Below are 18,586 nucleotides of genomic sequence, written 5' to 3'. Positions count from 1 at the left end.
GCGAGTAGTCATGGAAATGTAAAAAAACACCCCGCTACCGATTGGTCTGCGCCCAGCTGTTTCTTTTCATAGGTGAGTTGAGGCCTATTCCGCAGATCCTTCATCAAGGATCCAATTTGCCGCCGCCTGACAGTGGATGCGGGTGGAATCGAATACCGGCAGAACATTGGCGTCGACATCGACGATAAGGTCGAGTTCCGTGCAGGCAAGCACAACGGCCTGTGCCCCTTCCTGCGACTTGTTCGTGATGATCGTTTTCATCTTGCGCTCTGCATCGCGGGTGACCTTGCCCACCATCAGTTCATCGTAAATGATGCTGTCCATTATATCGACGTTGGTCATGTTGGGTGGAAGAAGGTCCACCCCGTGTGCGACCAGCCGTTTGCGGTAAAAGCTTTCGGTCATCACGTTGCGCGTGCCGAGGATTGCGGCGGTCTTGCACCCTGCGTCTTTCAAAGCTTTACCAACACAATCAGCGATATGCAGGATCGGAATGCCGACGTTTGCGGCGATATCGTCATACAGTTTGTGCATCGAATTGGCGTTGATGATCAGCGCCTGGGCTCCTGCCCCTTCCAGCCTTTTCGCGCTTTCGCTCAGGATTTCGCCTGCGCGTTTCCACTCCCTCTCTTCGCGAAGGGCATAAAGCTCACAAAAGTCGAGGCTCTCGATCAGCAAGGGCGCAGACGCCATCGGCGCCGCACGGCGTTGGACGATGCGATTGATCCGGTCGTAATAAATTCCGGTCGAGACCCAACTCATCCCGCCAATCATGCCTAGTTTGCGCAAAACAGCCTTACCTTCGATTCTTCAGTGATGCAGTGCACAACTCTAGCGAGAGACCGCGCCTCGCGTCCATAGGGTGTGCATTTATCTTGGCGCAAAGCCGGTCAGATAGCGCAAAAGAATTTAAGATGAGCCCGTATCGAACCCTTCGAGCCAGCTTTTGACATCGCGAAGGGTTGCTTGAACCGCTTCTTCCTGCGGCAGATGGCCGATATCAGGATAGACCACAAGCGCGCTATTGGGCAAAGCCTGGTCGAGCCATTGGCCTGCCTCCACCGGAATCAGGCGATCCTCTTCCCCCCAAAGGATAAGCGCAGGCGCAGTGATCGCTTCGATATCTTTGACACCCAGCGGCTCGAACCTGGTCGAAAACCGCTCCATCGTGGCCGCCCGGTTGCCCGGATAACGCAACATTTGCCAGTAGCGGTCAACCATGACCGGCGTGATGATCGCCTTGTTCGACACGCTTTGCTCAAGGCTCTGCTGGATTAAAGAGCGCGGGGTGATGTGCTGCGCTATCCAGTTGACGCCGGGCATACGCGCAATGGCAAAACCGATATTGCCGCCATCATCCTTTTCCAGTTCGGCAGGGTCCATCAATTCTTCGACCTGCGCCTGTGGCGCGCCGCTTGCATCGACGAGGATCAGGCCCGCGACCCGTTCGGGGAAAAGGTGCGCAACAGACAATGCGTGCTTGCCGCCCATCGAATTGCCCCCAAGGATGAAGGTATCGAGGCCGAGCGCGTCGGCCACCTCGATCACATCGCTGGCATAGTTGGCACGGCTATAATCATCATCGGGGTCTGGTCCGGTGAGGCCGTGGCCGACCTGATCGAAACGGATGACGCGGTGCGTGTCCTTCAGCCCTTGAACCCAGGGTTCCCATGTGTGGAGGTCCGCGTTGGAGCCATGGAGCAATATGATCGCAGGGGCGTCGCTTTCTTCGCTCTCGGGCCCCTCATCGCGAAGATGCACTGTCACGCGGTCACCAATCTCGACAAATTGGGAAGGCGCCCCGCCCCAGCGTGCCTGCATCACGCCAGGATCGGTGTCGGGAACGCGCAGCACCAGAAACGCGGCGACGAGCAAGACTGCGAGCGCAAGAACGCCACGGATAACCCATTTCATTCGCCCATCTCCCGCACCCATTTGCGTATCAGTTCAACCGCCTCGGTGTCGATGGTGGAGCGCCCCAGTTCCGGCATGGCAACGCCCGGCTCGTTTGAATTCATGCGGTGAATAAGGATCGACTTGTCCGGGGCGCCCGGTTCGATGGAGACGAGCAGTCCCCCTGCCCCGCGTCCTGCGGCAACGGGCGGTTTGTTCACCCCGATCGCAAAGGGCACTTCCTGATCCCAGCTAAGATCAAGCCCCGAGTTCGATGCCCCGCCGCCGGGCCGGTGACAATGCGCGCAATTCACATCGAGATAGGCGCGCGCGCGGGCCTTGGTGCTGGCGCTGGTGTTCTTCCATTCAGGCAGTGTGCCTGCTCCATGCGGGACCTCATCCAATGCGCCGCCTTCGTGCATCTGCGCCAGCCACCCGGCCGACAGATTGCGCGCCTTGGGGCCGATGGGAACAACCTCGCCGTCGACCGCGTGACAGGCTTTGCACTGGTTTTTGTTGGGGATGCGATAACTGATCTCTTCGCCTGATGGCGTGGTTATCGGTACGCGCCCTCCGGCAAGTGCGAGGCGAGCCTCGGTCTGCTCCTCGTTCCAGCGATAGGGCAGCGCCAGCCACCCGTCTGCGCGATGCAACAGCACGCGGGTTTCGATGTAACGCCGGTCCTCTCCCTCACCAAAGGCAAAGGTCTTGATGATCGCAGCTCCAAGAGGGAATTTTAGGAGGCCCTCACCATCGGCGGTCAGCTGCGTCCCATCGGGCAGATAGATATAGCGAAGCTTGTCCGCGCCATCCGAAAAGAGCGGGGTATTGAGCTCATAATTGTGCACCCGCCCGACCGGTTGACGTGCGCCCGCATCGAGGAAAAAGCCGTAATCACCAAGGCTGCGCGGCATGGTGTCGCCCTGAATAGCCGCATCATTGACCATCGGTGGCGCAACCGCGCCCGCGCCCTGTCCTGCTGCAATCGAGACAACAAATGCGAGCGCCGCTGCGCCCAAAAGACCCAAGCCTTTCATCAGATACGCGCATCCAGTTCAGCTGGCGCGCCAATGCCCGTGCGGTCAAATTCGCCCGTCGGTGCCGGAACGTTAAGCAGCGATGGAGCCGCGCCTTCGAGACCCCTGCCCTGCTCTTTCAAATTGAGTGACCAACCAGAGGTACCGGGCACGGCATAAAGGCTGCCCTGCCCGTCCCACATCACCGGAGGCAGAACGCCGCCAAAAGCCGCCATCAACATCTCGGCACCTTCCATCTGGGGGTCATCGCCGCCCCGGCCATAGGTGTTGTCTTCCACCACCACTTCGCGCGGAAAGGGGTTGTAGCGATCATCATCAAACCCCTGGATATAGGCGATCACCATGATCGGCGCGGTGGGGTTTTCGTCGATGATGTTGTTCCGGATGAGGACCTTTTCATTGGCCATCACCATGATGCCGGTGCCGCGGCGAACGCCTGCGACAATATTGCCGGGAGGGGCGAAGTTGGCGGTGTCATTGGCCACGACAAGGTTGTTTTCAATGATCACATTGCCGCCGTTCATCACCGGCAGGCCCGGCAGGTCGAACACCAGAATACCGCCAGTGTTGCGGGTCGCGATGTTGTTTTCAACGATGGCGTTGCGGCTGTTTTCGATCTCGATCCCCGCGACATTGGCCTCGGCAATCGAATTGCGCACGGTGATCTGGTTGGACTGACCCACATAGATGCCAGCGTCAGAGGCACCGGTAACCTTCACCCCGTCGACCAGCACGCCGGTGCTTTCAACCGGATAGATGCCATAGGCGCCATTGTCGGGATCGGGACCATTGGTCCATGTGACGCGGATGCGGTGATAGACGATTTGATCGGCGCCCTTGGACTTGATCCCGTCGCCCTTGGGGTTTTCCAGCGCAAAATCGCGCAAGGTCACGTTGTCGGACGTCACCAGAAGCCCCTCGCCCGAACCCGCCTGGGTTGTGAAATCGAGCACGGTTCCATCCATGCCTGCGCCGCGTAAGGTCACGCCGTCAACGTCGAGTGAAAGCCCGTCGGTGAGTGAGTAACGCCCTGCTTCCAAGACGATCTCATCACCCGGCTCGGCAAGAATGAGCGCCTCTTGCAAACGCTCCTGCGCGCCTTCGCCTGGCGTAATCGTGTGGGTTTCTGCCCAAACGGGGGCAGCCGTTGCCAAAGCGCAAGCGGCCAGTGCAAATCTGATCATGTGAATTCTCTCCCAATCCGCGGGGCATAGTGGCGCAACACGAGGGAGAATTGCAAGCGGGCTTAGCGGTTCAGCAGGTCCAGCCCGATCTGAAGGCCACAGCCGCCCGCAACGATCACGACTTCTTCCACCGCCTCGCGGTCATCCACCCGGCGAAGGCGCGCCATGGCCTCGCCCGTGGAAAGCGGAACGCTGGTTTCGCCCTCTTCGGGAGCAAAGCGTTCAAGCCTGCGCAATTGCGCGATGGAAAGGCGATCGACGAGGCGAGGTGCCATGCACGCCGACATCTCGGCGGGCACACCATTGTCGAGAAGCGCCTGTTCCACGCGCGCCTCTGTCACCTTCTCCGCCAGCTTGTCTCCGCCAAGCACCCAGAACGCACCAAGCGCCAGAAGAAAGGCGAGGAAGAGAAGGACGTAGCGCATGGCCCGATTAGTCGAGAGCTTTCACGATCTCTTCGACCATCTTCTTCGCGTCCGAAAGGAGCATCACGGTCTGGTCCATGTAGAAGACATCGTTGTCGACGCCCGCATAACCCACACCGCCCATCGAGCGTTTGATGAAGAACACCTGTTTTGCCTTGTCCACATCGAACACGGGCATGCCGTAGATGGGCGAGGACTTGTCGGTCTTTGCTGCCGGGTTCACCACGTCGTTCGCCCCGATGATGAAGGCAACATCGGCCGTGGCGAATTCGGAGTTGATATCCTCAAGCTCGAACACCTTGTCATAATCCACCGACGCTTCGGCAAGGAGCACGTTCATGTGGCCCGGCATCCGCCCTGCGACAGGGTGGATTGCGAATTTGACCTCGACGCCTTTCTCTTCGAGCAGGTCGCACATTTCGCGCAGCGCGTGCTGGGCCTGTGCCACGGCCATACCGTAACCGGGGATGACGATGACCTTCTCTGCCTGTTCAAGCATGAAGGCGGCATCATCGGCCGAACCCTGCTTGTAAGGGCGTTGTTCGCGCGGTTCGCCGCTGCCGCCTGCGCCATCCTCTGCGCCAAATCCGCCCGCGATCACGCTGATGAAGCTACGGTTCATGGCCTTGCACATGATGTAGGAAAGGATCGCGCCGGACGAGCCGACAAGCGCACCGGTGATGATCATGGCGGTGTTGCCAAGGGTGAAGCCCATCGCCGCTGCCGCCCAGCCCGAATAGCTGTTCAACATTGAAACCACGACCGGCATATCCGCCCCGCCAATGGGGATGATAAGCAGGAAGCCGATGGCAAAAGCGAGCAAGGTGATCCACACGATCAGCATGCCTTCACCCGGTCCGCCTGCCCCGCTCATCGCGTAAACGGCGATCAGTCCGAGGATCGCCGCAAGCGTTCCAAGGTTGATGATATGGCGCGCAGGCAGAAGGATCGGAGAACCGCTCATCCGGCCGGACAGCTTAAGGAAAGCGATAACCGAGCCGGAGAAAGTGATCGCGCCAATGGCAATACCAAGGCCAAGCTCGATCCGGCTGACGACAAGGATCTGGCCCGCTGCATCAAGGATGCCGAACGCGCCCGGGTTGAGCCACGCCGCAAGACCCACGACCACGGCGGCAAGGCCGACAAGGCTGTGAAAGCCGGCAACAAGTTCCGGCATCGCGGTCATGGCGATTTTGCGCGCAATGGTGACACCAACGATAGCGCCAAGGAAGATCGCAATGCCGATCTCAACGATATTGGCGATGTCGTGTGTGACAAGCGTTGTCACCAGCGCAATCGCCATACCGATCATGCCATTGCGGTTGCCCGCACGGCTTGTGGCGGGAGAAGAAAGTCCGCGAAGCGCGAGGATGAAGAAAACGCCTGCTGCAAGATATGCGAGCATGGCCCATGCTGGGGTGCCGCCCAAGCCATCGGCGGCGGCTGCGAGAAGGTCGAAGCTCATTGTTTCTTCTCCTTCTTCTTATACATGGCGAGCATACGCTGCGTGACGGCAAAGCCGCCGAAGATGTTGATCGAGGCCATCACAACCCCGGCAAGGCCAAGATATTTGGCCATCGGATCGGTCGATTCCGCCGCCGCGATCAGCGCGCCGACGATGATGACGGAGGAAATCGCATTCGTCACAGCCATGAGCGGCGTGTGCAGCGCAGGCGTTACCGACCAGACCACGTAATAGCCGACGAAACACGCCAGCACGAAAATGGATAGAATGCTGATGAAATCCATGTGATCAGGCCCCCTTCAGCCGTTCATTCACGATCGCGCCACCCTTGGTCAGGCGGATCGCATCGCCGATCTCTTCGTCGAGCATCGGTGCGCCCGCTTCCCCGTCCCAGAAGGCCGAGAGGAAATTGAAGTGGTTGCGCGAGAACAGCGCCGAGGCGTCTGCTGCAAGATGCGCGGGCGTGTTGGCATAGCCGACAATCTTCACACCATGCTTGTCCACGATCCTGTCAGGTTCGGAGCCCTCGACATTGCCGCCTTGCGCAACGGCCAAGTCAAAGATCACGCTGCCCGGCTTCATCGTCGCGATCTGCTCATCGGTGATGAGCACTGGCGCTGCGCGTCCGGGGATCAGTGCGGTCGTGATCACAATGTCCTGTTTGGCGATGTGTTCGGACACAAGCTTTGCCTGCGCCGCCTTGTATTCATCGCTCATCTCGGTCGCATAGCCACCGGTGCCCTCGCCCTCGATCCCGGCAACGCTTTCAACGAAGATCGGCTTTGCCCCGAGGCTTTCAATCTGTTCCCTCGTGGCGGAGCGAACGTCCGTCGCCGAAACCTGCGCGCCCAGACGCTTTGCGGTTGCAATTGCCTGAAGGCCGGCAACGCCAACGCCCATGACAAAGCATTTGGCCGCCTGAACCGTGCCGGCAGCCGTCATCATCATCGGAAAGGCGCGGCCATATGTGTTGGCAGCGGCAATGACCGCCTTATAGCCGGCAAGGTTCGACTGGCTCGAGAGAACATCCATCGACTGCGCACGGGTGATGCGCGGCATGAATTCCATCGAAAGCGCCTCGAACCCGCCCGTGGCGTAGGCGTCCAGAAGATCGCCGTTCTGAAAGGGGTCAAAAAGTGCAGCGACCATCGCGCCCGCCTTTGCACCCTTGAGGCTCGCCACATCGGGAGCCTGGATGCCGAGCACAATGTCAGCGTCCTTGACCGTCGCAGCCGCCGTGCCGACCGTTGCACCGGCCTCGGCGTAGGCTTCATCGGTGATCGAAGCGGCAAGGCCCGCCCCTTTCTCCACCGCGAATTCATTGCCAAGCCCGATAAACTTTTTGACAGTCTCAGGAGTGGCCGCAACCCGCGTTTCGCCCGGGCTGCGCTCTTTCAGAACAGCAATTTTCATGAAGTTTTGCCTTTATGGCGCGATCATCAGCACAACGATAAACGCAATGATCGCAATGAGTGGCACGGTCCATTTGAGCGTGCCCATGAAAGTTTCGTAAGTGGAGCGCGCGTTGTCGATGTCATTCGCGGCCATGGTATGTACCCTTTCAAATATATTTGCCCGAATTGGCCTCGATTTTTTCGCAATGTTGCGAAAGAGGCATCAAGCCGGGGATGTTTATTTCCAAGCCTCGTATCGAAGGGTTTTGCATTGCTCAACCCATCAAATTCCATAGGCCATCGATGCCGTGCAGATTGCAGGACATCCCGCAACGCGCAACAGCCTTAATTCAGTCTTTACCCGCCTCCGTTAAGCCCGGTCCCTCGTCTCACCCCGGGACGCTTGCCGGGGCTTGGAAGAATCAGGGCCGACATTTATGGCGCAGAGCGACGAAACCGCTGACATCACGCCCGTTTGCGAGGCGGGTAGTGGCTTTGGCCACGATGTTGGCGAATGTGGCGAATCGCAAGGCGACGCCCGCATCGTCATGCTCATCGACGATGAACCTGCCCAAAGCCGCCTGATTTCTGCGATTGCCGCGCGTGATGGATGGCGCACTGTGGTCGCCAGCGATGCGGAAACCGCGATTGCGATGCTTGGCACGCGCGAAGGCATGAAATTGTCAGCCATCCTGCTCGACCAATGGGTACCGGGCGATGATACCTGCTCGCTCATCGCCGAACTGAAAGAACGCCGCCCCGCCCTTCCCATACTTATGCTTACCACCAGCGCATCCCCGCTGCTCGCAGTCGAGGCGATGCGCGCAGGCGCGAGCGATTATCTGGTCAAACCCGTCTCGCCCGACCGGCTGATGGAGGCGCTTCGCGCGGTTACCACCCAAGAGGCTCCTCGCGATGAGCTTGCCCCGCTGACCGAAAAAATGTCGGCGAGCCTCGATTTCGACGCAATGATCGGCACCGCGCCGACTTTCCGCACCGCCCTTGCCCAGGCGGCAAAGGCTGCGCGCGGTCATTCCCATGCTCTCATCCAAGGCGAAAGCGGCACCGGCAAAGAGATGCTGATGCGCGCCATGCACGCAGCCTCGCCCCGCGCAAAAGAGCCGCTTCGCATAATCAACATCGCCAGCATTCCGCCAAACTCTGTCGAATCGGTGCTGTTCGGGCATGAACCCAACGCTTTTCCCGGAGCATTCGATCGCCAGATCGGCGCGCTGCAACATTGCGACGGCGGCACTCTTGTCCTCGACGAGATAGACCGCATTTCGATCGCGGTGCAGGAGCGCATCCGCGACGCGCTTGAAACGGGCATTGTGCGTCCGGTTGGCGCGGCCCACGGCTTCCGTGTCGATGTACGCATTTTGTCCGCCAGCAACATGGCGCTGGAACCGCTTGTCGAAGGCGGCGTGTTCGACGCAGGGCTTGCAAGCAGGCTTGGCGCGACCAGGATCACCCTGCCGCCACTGAAGCAGCGCACCGGCGACATTTCCGCGCTCACGCGCCATTTCCTTGCGCGCATTGGCGAGCAACCCGGCCTTACCCATCTGTCCATCTCTGACAGCGCGCTGGCGCTGCTTGCCGCCTATGACTGGCCGGGCAATGTTCGCCAGTTGCAATCGGTACTGTTCCGCGCCGCCGTTTACTGCGAGAGCGACACACTCACCGCTGAAAGCTTCCCGCAACTCTCCGAAATGATCGGCGAGCTGGAAAGCCCCGGCCTTTCCGCCCAACAAGAAGGCGTGGGCGTCATGCTCTACACCGAGGATGGCAATCTGCGCCCGCTCGAAGAGATCGAGGCCGACGTGATCCGCCTTGCCATCGGGCATTACAGGGGCCGCATGACGGAGGTTGCGCGCCGCTTAGGCATTGGCCGCTCGACGCTTTACCGCAAGCTATCGGACCTTGGTATCGACAACGCAGCATAAATAAGCTATCTGCCCGAGATCAGCTGGGAGTAGATCAAGTGAACAAGCGCAACCGCTAAGGCGGACAGCAATACTCATCGGCGACGCATCTCGTCGTTCGCTTTTGTGTTCCTGATTTTTTCCAAGGTTTTCTTTATGTCTATTCTAGATGGCGCGCTTTGCGTCGTAACAGGCGGTGCGCGCGGCATCGGCTATGCTATTTGCGCCTCCTTTAAAGCCGAAGGCGCTGATGTCGTTCTCACCGATGTCGATACCGACGAAGGTAGGAGAGCGGCTGAGGCAATCGGCTGCTCTTTCCACGCGCTTGATGTCCGCAGCGAGGATGACTGGAGCAAGCTCGCCGCTTCGTTTCCTGCGATTGATGTCATGGTTAACAATGCAGGCATTACCGGCTTCGAAGAGGAGACGGGTCCCCATGATCCAGAGAATGCTTCTCTGGAGGATTGGCGCCGCGTTCATGCGGTGAACACAGATGGCACCTTTCTTGGCTGCCGCTATGCCCTTGGTGCGATGCGCGCCAAGGGTGAAGGATCGATCATAAACATTTCCTCGCGCTCGGGTCTTGTCGGAATACCGGGCGCTGCTGCCTATGCCGCGTCGAAGGCCGCGGTCCGCAATCATTCCAAATCCGTTGCCCTCTATGCAGCTCAGCAGGGATGGAAGGTGCGCTGCAATTCGATCCATCCGGCTGCCGTGCTCACTCCAATATGGGAGCCGATGCTTGGCAATGGCCCTGAACGCGAAGCCAACATGGACGCTTTTGTGGCGGATACGCCGCTCAAAAGGTTCGGAACGCCTGAGGAGGTAGCGAGCCTTGCGGTCTATCTTGCGAGCGATGCCAGTGCATATATGACCGGAAGCGAGCTTACCCTCGACGGAGGGCTTCTGGCAGGCAGCGCAGCCTCCCCGGGCTAGGCGAAAGGCGGTTGAATGCGTGGTGCGCTGGCGAGTTGGCAATTGTCAGCGATGCTTCGCTTCAACGGCGCTCGACTTCATGGCTGTTTGACCTTAGGCACGCTGCCATGGACACTGTTAAAGACTTCGATGGACGCAACGTCCTCGTCACTGGCGCTGCTTCGGGCATTGGCGCTGCTTGCGCAAAGCTTTTGGCTGAGCGGGGCGCGGCAAAGCTCATCCTTGTCGATGTTGACGCCGAAGGCATGGCGGCACTCGACCTTGATTGCGAAGTCGAATGCGTCACTGGCAGCGTTGCTGACGAGGCGCTTTGGGACGCGATCCAACCAAAGCTTGAAGGCCTCGACCATGTCGTCGTGAACGCCGGCGTTGGCGGGTTTGGCGCGATTGATGAGCTTTCCTTTGACGAATGGCGCCGGGTCATGGCGATCAACCTCGACGGCGCGTTTCTGACGCTTCGTGCTGGACTTCGCGCGATCAAGGCAAACGGCAAGGATACAGGCGGGAGCGCGGTTATCACCGGCTCTTCGACCGGGGTGAAGCCTGTTCCCGGCATCGGTCCTTATGGCCCTGCAAAAGCGGCGGTCGCTCACATGGCGCGCATTGCCGCGATGGAGAATGCAGGCGCTAATATCCGCGTCAACGCCATTGCACCCGGCGGGGTCGACACTGCGATCTGGGAAACGGGCGAGGACTTCAACGCTAGCGTCAAGGCCATTGGCCGCGACAAAACGATCAAGCGCATGTCCAAGACCACCCCGAACCAGCGTTTCGCCACATCAGAGGAAATCGCAGGGACCATCCTCTATATGCTGAGCGATGCAGGCTCGAATATCACTGGCCATGTGCTGGTCAGCGATGGCGGCTTCACGCTCTGAGGCAGCCTACACTACCAACTACATTGCGGGTCACGTTGCGAGTCATAGGGGCAACTGGCTGAAATCGGTCAGCGCCGCATCGCGCATTCCGCGCCACACATTCCTTGCCTGAACCGTCTCGGCCACATCGTGCACGCGCAGCATATGCGCGCCTGCATTCATTGCCGCCATGGCCAGCGCAATCGACCCGCCGAGCCGCTCATGCGCGCCCTCTTCGCGGCTCAAGGCTCCGATCATCCGCTTGCGGCTCATCCCCAGAAGCAGGGGTGAGCCAAGCGCATGAAACAGCGGTAGCGCGTTGATAAGCTGCAGGTTTTCACCCAGCGTCTTGCCAAAGCCGATGCCGGGATCGAGCATGATGCGATCTTCTGCAATCCCGCCCGCAATCGCCTTTTCGCGCTGGTGTTTGAGCGTGTCGAACACATCGCTCACCACATCGGAATAATCGCCGCCCGAAAGGCCCTCTTTCGAATGCAGATCCTCGCCCGTGCCCGGAGCGTGCATCAGGATCACAGGACACCCGCCCCCTGCAACCAGGTCAATCATGCGCGGGTCATATCGCAGGGCAGACACATCGTTTGCCATGTGCGCACCTTTGGCAAGCGCCGCCTCCAGCACGCCGGCGCGCCGTGTATCAACGCTGATCGCTGCGCCCATGCTCGCGCAATATTCGACCGCCGGCATCACCCGCTCGATCTCGTCGCCTTCGAATGTCGCCGCTCCGCCCGGCCGTGTGCTTTCCCCGCCAATGTCGATGATCGCAGCGCCCGCCTCGACCATGGCTGCGGCGTGAGCGCGGCCTGCGTCGGGTTTCTCCAACCACTCGCCACCGTCGCTAAAGCTGTCGGGCGTAACATTCAGAACGCCCATGATCTGCGGCTGGTCGAGACGCACGGTGCGCTCTCCCAATGTGAGGGGCGCGTGCACTTTTTGAAGGTTGGCCCACTGGCGTGTCGCCTCTGAGGTGAGAGCGCCGCCCGGTTCCCCCAAAGCCTCGCTTGCGTCTTTCAAGCCGAACACCCGCCGGTGGATCACCTTCCCCTCTTCCCGCACGACCACGGCAAAGCGGCTGGCATAGACCATGCTCCCCGCCAAACGGATCGCGCCCGGCCCATCACCTGTGCTTTCGGTTTGAGGTGCATTCGATAGGCCGATGGGGTGGAGGTAGATATTAGCGGTCATAGTGTGATCGGGTCCGGTTTGAGACACATGAGACACTGTTCAAGAGCGCAAAAGTCTCTTGCGCAAAGGACAGGCGGAAAAGTCGTCGTCGAAGTGCCAAGGGTTTGCATATTTCGCAGCATTAGCAAGACCAAAGACGGTAGGACAGGTGGCAAGGACGCATGTGAGGGCAAGTCGCGCCGCATCAACCATGTTGCGTCGGTAAACTTTACACATAAAGGCCGACCATCGCTGCGGTTAAGGCTGCAAGCCTCTGAAACGCGGCGATTTAAGTATTTGGCACGCAACCTGCTTAACCCTCGCAATCGCGTTGATGACAGGTGCAAGGTTAAATGAACAAATCGGTATTTGCCCTAGGTTTGGCGGTTCCAGTTTCGGCGGCCCTTTTGGCGGCGTCTCCTGCTTTGGCCGATAACAGCGCGGGCGACCGCTTTATCTTTGACGGCGCAAACAGCAAGGCGGCCATGACGCAATCGTCCGCTTCTGGCCCGATCACGTCAACCTCATCAGGAGGATCGGGGTCCTCTTCATCGGGAGGGGCGGCTGGCTCGTCCGCAAGCGCGGGGCGCAGCAGCGATGTGCCTGCTCCCGGCGTTCTCACGCTCCTGGGGCTTGCACTGGTCAGCATCGCGCTTGGCCGGCGGCGCAAGGAACGCAGCCTTCAGTCTGCGCAGTAGCGATCCCGACGCGCCCGCAGTGAGCGGGTTAATCCTCGTTGGCGAGGCGATAAAGCTCGCGCGCGGCATCAACCGGCTTCATCTCGCCGCCATCCTCGTAATACCAGAAGGTCCAGCCGTTGCACGATGGTGCGCCCTGAAGGTCCTTGCCCACGCCGTGGATTGAACCCTGCAATTTGCCCTTCGGCGTTTCACATTCGAGCGAGCCATCGGCGCGCACGGTCGCGAACCAGCGGCGCTTTTTATCAAAGATTTGAGAACCGGGTTTGATGAGCCCGCTTTCCACCACCGCGCCGAAGGCCACGCGCGGGGCGGCCTTCTTCGATTGCATGGTGGTGAGCGCGCTTTCGTCCAAAGGCAGCTCTTTTTCGATGCGCTTCAATGCAGCCTTGCGATAGGTGCCCTCACGCTCGCAGCCGATCCATTCACGGCCCAGACGCTTTGCCACTGCGCCGGTCGTGCCAGTGCCAAAGAACGGGTCGAGCACAACATCGCCGCGCTCGGTCGTTGCGAGCAGCACGCGGTAAAGAAGGCTTTCGGGTTTCTGCGTCGGGTGAACCTTCGAGCCGTTCTCTTTCAATCGCTCGTTGCCCGAACAAATCGGCAGCACCCAGTCAGAGCGCATTTGCAGCTCGTCATTCAGCGTCTTCATCGCGCGGTAGTTAAAGTGATAGCGCGATTTCTCGCCTTGGCTCGCCCACAGCAATGTCTCGTGCGCATTGGTAAAGCGCGTGCCCTTGAAATTGGGCATGGGGTTGGTCTTGCGCCATACGATGTCGTTCAAAATCCAGAAGCCGATGTCCTGAAGGATCGCGCCCACGCGGTAGATATTGTGATAGCTGCCGATCACCCACAATGCGCCGTCGGGCTTCAGAATTCGCTTTGCCTCGATCAGCCAGGCCTTTGTAAATTTGTCATAGCTGCGAAAGCTTTCGAACTGGTCCCAGTGATCGGTGACAGCGTCCACTTCCGAGCCATCGGGCCGATTAAGATCGCCGCCAAGCTGGAGGTTATAGGGTGGATCGGCAAACACGAGGTCGATCGAATTGTCAGGGATCGACCGCATGGCTTTGATGCAATCGCCATCGAGGATTTGCCCCAGTGGCAGCAGCGCGCGCACGTCTTGTGCGGTTGGTTTTGCCGCCCGCTTCGCACGCTGTTTTGTTGTTTCGATCACGCCCATAATTCGCCCCAGAGGTCACTATTCGCCAAACTTATCCACAGGGGATGAGTCCCTTTGGACTCTGCGTCAAGCGCTTAGTTTCTGGGCTCTTATGGTGAATGCTTAGTAAACGCCCCCAAGTGCGGCGCGGAACAAAACGGGGCCCCACACAATGTTGAGTCCCTTCAACCAAGCGGGACTCCAGATGTGGGGGTGTTGCGTGGAGGACTCAGATTTTGCTCAAATGCGAATAAAGCTGGCGCCTAACCGCGACCCTTGGTTTTGGTCTTTCCCGCCTTGGCGTGTGATGCGATAAAATCGATGATCGTGCCCGCCACATCCTTGCCGCTGGCCTTCTCGATGCCTTCAAGCCCCGGCGAAGAGTTCACCTCCATAATCACCGGGCCATGGTTGGAGCGCAGCATATCGACGCCGCACACATTCAGTCCCATGTGCTTTGCCGCGCGCACGGCGGTTGAACGTTCCTCAGGCGTGATCTTGATCAGCTGGGCGCTGCCGCCGCGGTGGAGATTGCTGCGGAAATCATCGGCAGCGCCTGTGCGTTTCATCGCGGCAACAACCTTGCCGCCAACGACCAGAGCGCGAATGTCGGTGCCGCCGGCTTCTGCGATAAATTCCTGCACCAGAATGTTGACGTTGGCCCCGCGAAAGGCCTCGATCACGGACTTTGCGCTCGACATGGTCTCGGCCAAGACCACCCCGATCCCTTGCGTCCCTTCGAGCAGCTTGATCACCACCGGCGGACCCTTGACCGCCTTGATGATTTCTTCGGCGGCCTTGGGATCATTGGCATAGGCCGTGAGTGGCAGGCCTATCCCGTACTTGGACAGGATCTGCATCGAGCGCAGCTTGTCCCGGCTTCTCCCGATCGCGACGCTTTCGTTGAGGGGCCACACACCCTGCATCTCGAACTGGCGCAGCACGGCAAGGCCGTAATTAGTGATCGAGGCGCCAATGCGCGGGATCACCGCGTCATAGCCCGTCAGCGTCTTGCCGTCGTATGTGACGATGGGACGATGGCTTGCAATGTTCACATTGCAGCGCGTGGTGTTGAGGATATCAAGCTCGTACCCGCGCGCCTCAGCCGCCTCCTTCAGCCGCTGATGCGAGTAAAGCTTGGGGTTGCGTGCCAGCATGGCGATCTTCACAGGCTTGGTCCTTTCTTGCGCTTCTTGCCCGGCGACGCGAGCCAGGAATGGCCGCTATCGACCAGAAAACGGCGGCGCAATGCCGTGCGTCCGATCAGCATCGGAAACGCCATGTCAGAGCGGTCTGCAAGGCTGATTTCGGCCTTGAATTCCTTATCACCGATTTTGACCGGTGTCTTGATGACATAACGCCGCTGCGTCTCGCCATTGGAACTGGTGATGCCTCTCACGTCGACATGGACGGCAACGCCTTCATGGCGCACCCCGTCCCAATCGACTGCAAAGCGCACATAACGTCCGTCCTCGCGCTCGATCTCTTCGAGAACTTCGGCGTGGAGCGAAGAGGTGCGCGCACCGGTGTCGATCTTTGCCGGGATCTGGTCGAGGCCAATTTCCGGCAAAGCGACCATTTCGCGCCAGCCTACCACATCTTTGGCGGGGGTATCCTTGGGGTCTTTTGCGGGCTTATCCATCAGGCAAAAACAAGCACGACATTGCCGATGAAGGCGGCAAGCAGAACTGCGCCCAGTGCCCGGCCGATTTTCTTCGCCATCCAGAGGAGCGCCAGCAGCCCCGCCGCACTTGCCGTGAGCAGCGCCATTTGCAGTCCCGCAAGTTCACCCGGAAGCGCGAAAGGCGCAATACTCATCGTCGCTCCGCCGATCAGCAGGATGTTGTAGATATTGGAGCCCACCACATTGCCAAGCGCGAGCGCCGATTTCCCGCGAACCGCGGCGGCAATCGAAGCGGCGAGTTCGGGAAGCGATGTGCCAACCGCCACAATGGTCAAACCGATCACGGTTTCCGGCACCTTGAATATGGTCGCCAGCGCAATCGCGCCGGTCACAAGGGCATCGCCGCCCAATACGAGAATGCCCAGACCCACGACGAAAAGCGCGGTTGCGATCACCCCGTTTTGCGGGCCGTCCTCGCTTTCCTCTTCCTGCATGGCCGCCCCCGGATGACGGTAACGCCACACGATATAAGCGATGATCCCGAACAAAAGCGCAAATCCGATCCACCGCGATCCCGCACCTGAAAGCGCGAGCCCCCACAAAAGCAGCGTCGCACCCAAGGCAACCACCGCATCACGGCGACCCGTGCCGGTGAGCACAATGGGTGCAACCAGAGCCGACACCCCGAGGATAAGCAGCGTGTTGGCAAGGTTTGAACCGACAATATTGCCCCATGCAATTTCGGGAGAGCCTGCAAGGCTTGCCTGAACGCTGGCGACCATTTCGGGCATGGAGGTGGCAAAGCCGACAATCACAAGGCCAGTGAACAGGGTCGATACGCCCAGCTTCTGGGCAATACCCACCGCGCCGCGCACGAGAAGTTCGCCGCCAATCGCAAGCCCCACAAGGCCCGCCAGACTCAGAAGAATTGCAGTCAACATCGCGTGCTCGCCTAACGCCTTGCGCCGCTAAAGCAAGCGCGGTCAGAGCAATCTGGCTTGGGCAACAGGTGCAAAACTCTGACGGTGGAGAGGGGTTGGGCCATGTTCTTGCAAAGCATCCAGATGCTCTTTGGTTCCATAACCCTTATTGCGCTCCCATCCGTATTCGGGATGTGTGATTGCCGCCTCCAGCATCATGCGGTCGCGCCATTCCTTTGCGATGATCGAGGCAGCGCCGATTACCGGCTCCTTCGCATCGCCTTTGACGATGGCACGCGCGGGCCAGCACCATTCGGCGCACCGCCCGTGCGGCGTCATATTTCCATCGATCAGCACCATTTCCGGCAGCGCATCAAGGTCTGCCACCACATCGCGCACGCAGCGCGTCATCGCGAGCATGGTCGCCTGAAAGATATTGACCGCGTCGATCTCTTCCGGCTCCACCACAGCGACCGCCCAGTGGCAGCTTTCGCGAAGTTCCCCGTCAAGTATCCCGCGCCGTTTGGCTGATAACTTCTTGGAATCGGTAATGCCGCCCGGTATGACGTCGCCCAGAACAACAGCAGCGGCCACCACCGGCCCTGCCAATGGCCCTCGCCCGGCCTCATCGACCCCGATAATGATCGGCGCGCGGGCGGTTTTTGGGGCACTATTTGAAAGTTCAGGAGTTTGCCTACACATGAACACTCTTCCAAAGCTGATCGCTACCTTGTCTCTCCCCACGCTCGCGCTCGCAAGCTGCGCCTATGCGGAAACCGGGGAAACTCCTGAAACTGCCCAAACCGATGGCGCTGTCTCCGCAGGAGAGCTTTCCATCACGCAGATGGGCGAATTTGAAAAGCCTTGGGCAATCGAATTTGCGCCGGGCACTCAAATGCTGTTCGTGACCGAGAAAGAGGGCACTCTCAAGGTCATGGACACCGCCTCTGGCACTTCGGCCACCGTTGCCGGTGCACCCGATGTTGCGTTTGGCGGTCAGGGCGGTTTGGGCGACATTGCCTTCCTGCCAAGCGAAGCGGGTTCGAGCGTCGATGGCCGCACACTCTATCTGAGCTGGGCCGAATTTGGCGACGATGGCGAGACACGCGGCGCTGTTGTCGGGAAAGGCACGCTTGCCTGCCCCTCGATGGAAGATTGCGCACTTGAGGGTCTTCAAGTGATCTGGCGCCAGTCACCCAAAGTGGAAGGGCGCGGCCACTATTCGCACCGCATCACATTCTCTCCCGATGAAAGCCATATGTATATTGCAAGCGGAGATCGGCAGAAGCTGACGCCCGCTCAGGACAGGACGAACACGTTGGGTTCGATCGTGCGCCTCAATCTTGACGGGACGCCCGCCGAAGGCAACCCGTTTGCCGACGAAGGCGGCGTGACGGCGCAAATCTGGTCCTATGGCCACCGCAATATTCTGGGCATGGATTGGGATGCGCAAGGCCGCCTTTGGGATGTCGAGCATGGCCCTGCTGGCGGCGATGAATTGAACCTCGTTGAAAAAGGCGCCAACTACGGCTGGCCCGAGCGTTCCTATGGCGAACATTACGATGGCGATCCGATCACCGACCACTCGCCAGACGACGGCTTCAACAAGCCGGCGATCTGGTGGACCCCGGTAATCGCGCCAGGCGATATGCAGTTCTATACAGGCGATATGTTCGCCGATTGGCAGGGCGATGCCTTGATCACCGGGCTTTCCAGCCGCGCGATTGTTCGCGTTGAAATCGACGGTGAGAACGCAAGCGAGGCGGCACGCTATCCGGTCGATGGCCGCGTGCGTTCGCTCGATGTGGCCCCCGACGGCAGCATCTGGGTCGCCACCGATGAAGGTTCGATCCTGCGGCTTTCCATGTAAGCTTGGCAAACGGGCGA

20 protein-coding genes are annotated in these 18,586 nt (G+C 59.7%); 5 read left to right on the top strand and 15 right to left on the bottom strand.

What is annotated here, in order from left to right:
* Positions 1 to 84: 84 nt before the first annotated feature.
* From MWU38_RS12435 to MWU38_RS12395, 9 genes are all read right to left on the bottom strand, one after another.
* Positions 85 to 789, bottom strand: a complete 705-nt coding sequence (locus MWU38_RS12435; protein ID WP_247272130.1) for an amino acid racemase — start codon at positions 787 to 789, stop codon at positions 85 to 87.
* A gap of 120 nt (positions 790 to 909) precedes the next feature.
* Positions 910 to 1,914 carry an alpha/beta hydrolase gene (locus MWU38_RS12430; protein ID WP_247272129.1) on the bottom strand — a complete coding sequence of 335 codons (1,005 nt, stop codon included), beginning with the start codon at positions 1,912 to 1,914 and terminating at the stop codon, positions 910 to 912.
* Positions 1,911 to 2,930 carry an SO2930 family diheme c-type cytochrome gene (locus MWU38_RS12425; protein WP_348646898.1) on the bottom strand — a complete coding sequence of 340 codons (1,020 nt, stop codon included), beginning with the start codon at positions 2,928 to 2,930 and terminating at the stop codon, positions 1,911 to 1,913. Before MWU38_RS12425 ends, MWU38_RS12430 begins: the two co-directional genes overlap by 4 nt.
* The gene (locus MWU38_RS12420) at positions 2,930 to 4,114 is read right to left on the bottom strand and encodes a parallel beta-helix domain-containing protein (RefSeq protein ID WP_247272128.1); all 1,185 of its coding nucleotides are present in this window, start codon (positions 4,112 to 4,114) and stop codon (positions 2,930 to 2,932) included. Before MWU38_RS12420 ends, MWU38_RS12425 begins: the two co-directional genes overlap by 1 nt.
* 62 nt (positions 4,115 to 4,176) lie before the next feature.
* Entirely contained in the window at positions 4,177 to 4,539 is a 363-nt protein-coding gene (locus tag MWU38_RS12415) for a hypothetical protein (RefSeq protein WP_247272127.1), read from the bottom strand.
* Positions 4,540 to 4,546: 7 nt separating this feature from the next.
* Complete coding sequence (locus MWU38_RS12410; protein WP_247272586.1) at positions 4,547 to 5,944, bottom strand: NAD(P)(+) transhydrogenase (Re/Si-specific) subunit beta; 1,398 nt, start codon at positions 5,942 to 5,944, stop codon at positions 4,547 to 4,549.
* A gap of 56 nt (positions 5,945 to 6,000) precedes the next feature.
* Positions 6,001 to 6,288, bottom strand: coding sequence for an NAD(P) transhydrogenase subunit alpha (locus MWU38_RS12405; RefSeq protein WP_247272126.1), 288 nt, complete (start codon positions 6,286 to 6,288; stop codon positions 6,001 to 6,003).
* 4 nt (positions 6,289 to 6,292) lie between these two features.
* Positions 6,293 to 7,417: an NAD(P) transhydrogenase subunit alpha gene (locus tag MWU38_RS12400; RefSeq protein WP_247272125.1), complete on the bottom strand. Its 1,125-nt coding sequence runs from the start codon at positions 7,415 to 7,417 to the stop codon at positions 6,293 to 6,295.
* Between the two features lie 12 nt (positions 7,418 to 7,429).
* Positions 7,430 to 7,552 carry an aa3-type cytochrome c oxidase subunit IV gene (locus tag MWU38_RS12395; protein WP_247272124.1) on the bottom strand — a complete coding sequence of 41 codons (123 nt, stop codon included), beginning with the start codon at positions 7,550 to 7,552 and terminating at the stop codon, positions 7,430 to 7,432.
* A gap of 394 nt (positions 7,553 to 7,946) precedes the next feature.
* On the opposite strand from MWU38_RS12395, the gene MWU38_RS12390 reads away from it, so the two are divergent.
* The 3 genes from MWU38_RS12390 to MWU38_RS12380 all read left to right on the top strand — a co-directional run bounded on the left by MWU38_RS12390 (position 7,947) and on the right by MWU38_RS12380 (position 11,134).
* Complete coding sequence (locus tag MWU38_RS12390; protein WP_247272585.1) at positions 7,947 to 9,341, top strand: sigma-54 dependent transcriptional regulator; 1,395 nt, start codon at positions 7,947 to 7,949, stop codon at positions 9,339 to 9,341.
* Positions 9,342 to 9,476: 135 nt separating this feature from the next.
* On the top strand, positions 9,477 to 10,256 hold the full coding sequence (locus MWU38_RS12385) for an SDR family oxidoreductase (protein WP_247272123.1): 780 nt from the start codon (positions 9,477 to 9,479) through the stop codon (positions 10,254 to 10,256).
* Between the two features lie 107 nt (positions 10,257 to 10,363).
* Complete coding sequence (locus MWU38_RS12380; RefSeq protein WP_247272122.1) at positions 10,364 to 11,134, top strand: SDR family oxidoreductase; 771 nt, start codon at positions 10,364 to 10,366, stop codon at positions 11,132 to 11,134.
* A gap of 42 nt (positions 11,135 to 11,176) precedes the next feature.
* Here the strand turns inward: MWU38_RS12380 and folP are convergent, their stop codons facing one another.
* Positions 11,177 to 12,316 (bottom strand): dihydropteroate synthase, encoded by a 1,140-nt coding sequence (folP, locus tag MWU38_RS12375; RefSeq protein ID WP_247272584.1) that lies wholly within the window; start codon positions 12,314 to 12,316, stop codon positions 11,177 to 11,179.
* A gap of 332 nt (positions 12,317 to 12,648) precedes the next feature.
* Here folP and MWU38_RS12370 point away from each other — a divergent pair, with 332 nt between their 5' ends.
* Positions 12,649 to 12,993 (top strand): hypothetical protein, encoded by a 345-nt coding sequence (locus tag MWU38_RS12370; protein ID WP_247272121.1) that lies wholly within the window; start codon positions 12,649 to 12,651, stop codon positions 12,991 to 12,993.
* A 28-nt stretch (positions 12,994 to 13,021) separates the two neighbouring features.
* Here MWU38_RS12370 and MWU38_RS12365 read toward each other — a convergent pair whose 3' ends face one another.
* From MWU38_RS12365 to MWU38_RS12345, 5 genes are all read right to left on the bottom strand, one after another.
* Entirely contained in the window at positions 13,022 to 14,176 is a 1,155-nt protein-coding gene (locus tag MWU38_RS12365) for a site-specific DNA-methyltransferase (RefSeq protein WP_281494672.1), read from the bottom strand.
* 242 nt (positions 14,177 to 14,418) lie between these two features.
* A complete protein-coding gene (rimK, locus tag MWU38_RS12360; RefSeq protein ID WP_247272120.1) occupies positions 14,419 to 15,324 on the bottom strand; it encodes a 30S ribosomal protein S6--L-glutamate ligase in 906 nt (301 codons plus the stop codon).
* Positions 15,321 to 15,797: a RimK/LysX family protein gene (locus MWU38_RS12355; protein WP_247272119.1), complete on the bottom strand. Its 477-nt coding sequence runs from the start codon at positions 15,795 to 15,797 to the stop codon at positions 15,321 to 15,323. The genes rimK and MWU38_RS12355 overlap by 4 nt, the downstream gene beginning before the upstream one ends.
* Positions 15,797 to 16,720 carry a calcium/sodium antiporter gene (locus MWU38_RS12350; protein ID WP_247272118.1) on the bottom strand — a complete coding sequence of 308 codons (924 nt, stop codon included), beginning with the start codon at positions 16,718 to 16,720 and terminating at the stop codon, positions 15,797 to 15,799. The genes MWU38_RS12355 and MWU38_RS12350 overlap by 1 nt, the downstream gene beginning before the upstream one ends.
* 42 nt (positions 16,721 to 16,762) lie before the next feature.
* Positions 16,763 to 17,401: a ribonuclease HII gene (locus tag MWU38_RS12345; protein WP_247272117.1), complete on the bottom strand. Its 639-nt coding sequence runs from the start codon at positions 17,399 to 17,401 to the stop codon at positions 16,763 to 16,765.
* Here MWU38_RS12345 and MWU38_RS12340 point away from each other — a divergent pair.
* Complete coding sequence (locus MWU38_RS12340; protein WP_247272116.1) at positions 17,400 to 18,569, top strand: PQQ-dependent sugar dehydrogenase; 1,170 nt, start codon at positions 17,400 to 17,402, stop codon at positions 18,567 to 18,569. The genes MWU38_RS12345 and MWU38_RS12340 overlap by 2 nt on opposite strands.
* The last annotated feature ends 17 nt before the right edge of the window (positions 18,570 to 18,586 follow it).

Origin of the sequence: Qipengyuania sp. S6317L1, assembly GCF_023015615.1 — a bacterium.
Taxonomy (GTDB): Bacteria; Pseudomonadota; Alphaproteobacteria; order Sphingomonadales; family Sphingomonadaceae; genus Erythrobacter.
This window is presented reverse-complemented; position numbering and strand designations above follow the sequence as displayed.

Coding starts and splice junctions, on each gene's coding strand:
- MWU38_RS12405 (WP_247272126.1), bottom strand. CDS start 6,288: ATGGATTTCATCAGCATTCTATCCATTTTCGTGCTGGCGTGTTTCGTC.
- MWU38_RS12365 (WP_281494672.1), bottom strand. CDS start 14,176: ATGGGCGTGATCGAAACAACAAAACAGCGTGCGAAGCGGGCGGCAAAA.
- MWU38_RS12350 (WP_247272118.1), bottom strand. CDS start 16,720: ATGTTGACTGCAATTCTTCTGAGTCTGGCGGGCCTTGTGGGGCTTGCG.
- MWU38_RS12355 (WP_247272119.1), bottom strand. CDS start 15,797: ATGGATAAGCCCGCAAAAGACCCCAAGGATACCCCCGCCAAAGATGTG.
- MWU38_RS12385 (WP_247272123.1), top strand. CDS start 9,477: ATGTCTATTCTAGATGGCGCGCTTTGCGTCGTAACAGGCGGTGCGCGC.
- MWU38_RS12425 (WP_348646898.1), bottom strand. CDS start 2,930: ATGAAAGGCTTGGGTCTTTTGGGCGCAGCGGCGCTCGCATTTGTTGTC.
- MWU38_RS12345 (WP_247272117.1), bottom strand. CDS start 17,401: ATGTGTAGGCAAACTCCTGAACTTTCAAATAGTGCCCCAAAAACCGCC.
- MWU38_RS12380 (WP_247272122.1), top strand. CDS start 10,364: ATGGACACTGTTAAAGACTTCGATGGACGCAACGTCCTCGTCACTGGC.
- MWU38_RS12410 (WP_247272586.1), bottom strand. CDS start 5,944: ATGCTCGCATATCTTGCAGCAGGCGTTTTCTTCATCCTCGCGCTTCGC.
- folP (WP_247272584.1), bottom strand. CDS start 12,316: ATGACCGCTAATATCTACCTCCACCCCATCGGCCTATCGAATGCACCT.
- MWU38_RS12400 (WP_247272125.1), bottom strand. CDS start 7,417: ATGAAAATTGCTGTTCTGAAAGAGCGCAGCCCGGGCGAAACGCGGGTT.
- MWU38_RS12415 (WP_247272127.1), bottom strand. CDS start 4,539: ATGCGCTACGTCCTTCTCTTCCTCGCCTTTCTTCTGGCGCTTGGTGCG.
- MWU38_RS12395 (WP_247272124.1), bottom strand. CDS start 7,552: ATGGCCGCGAATGACATCGACAACGCGCGCTCCACTTACGAAACTTTC.
- MWU38_RS12370 (WP_247272121.1), top strand. CDS start 12,649: ATGAACAAATCGGTATTTGCCCTAGGTTTGGCGGTTCCAGTTTCGGCG.
- MWU38_RS12430 (WP_247272129.1), bottom strand. CDS start 1,914: ATGAAATGGGTTATCCGTGGCGTTCTTGCGCTCGCAGTCTTGCTCGTC.
- MWU38_RS12420 (WP_247272128.1), bottom strand. CDS start 4,114: ATGATCAGATTTGCACTGGCCGCTTGCGCTTTGGCAACGGCTGCCCCC.
- MWU38_RS12340 (WP_247272116.1), top strand. CDS start 17,400: ATGAACACTCTTCCAAAGCTGATCGCTACCTTGTCTCTCCCCACGCTC.
- MWU38_RS12390 (WP_247272585.1), top strand. CDS start 7,947: ATGCTCATCGACGATGAACCTGCCCAAAGCCGCCTGATTTCTGCGATT.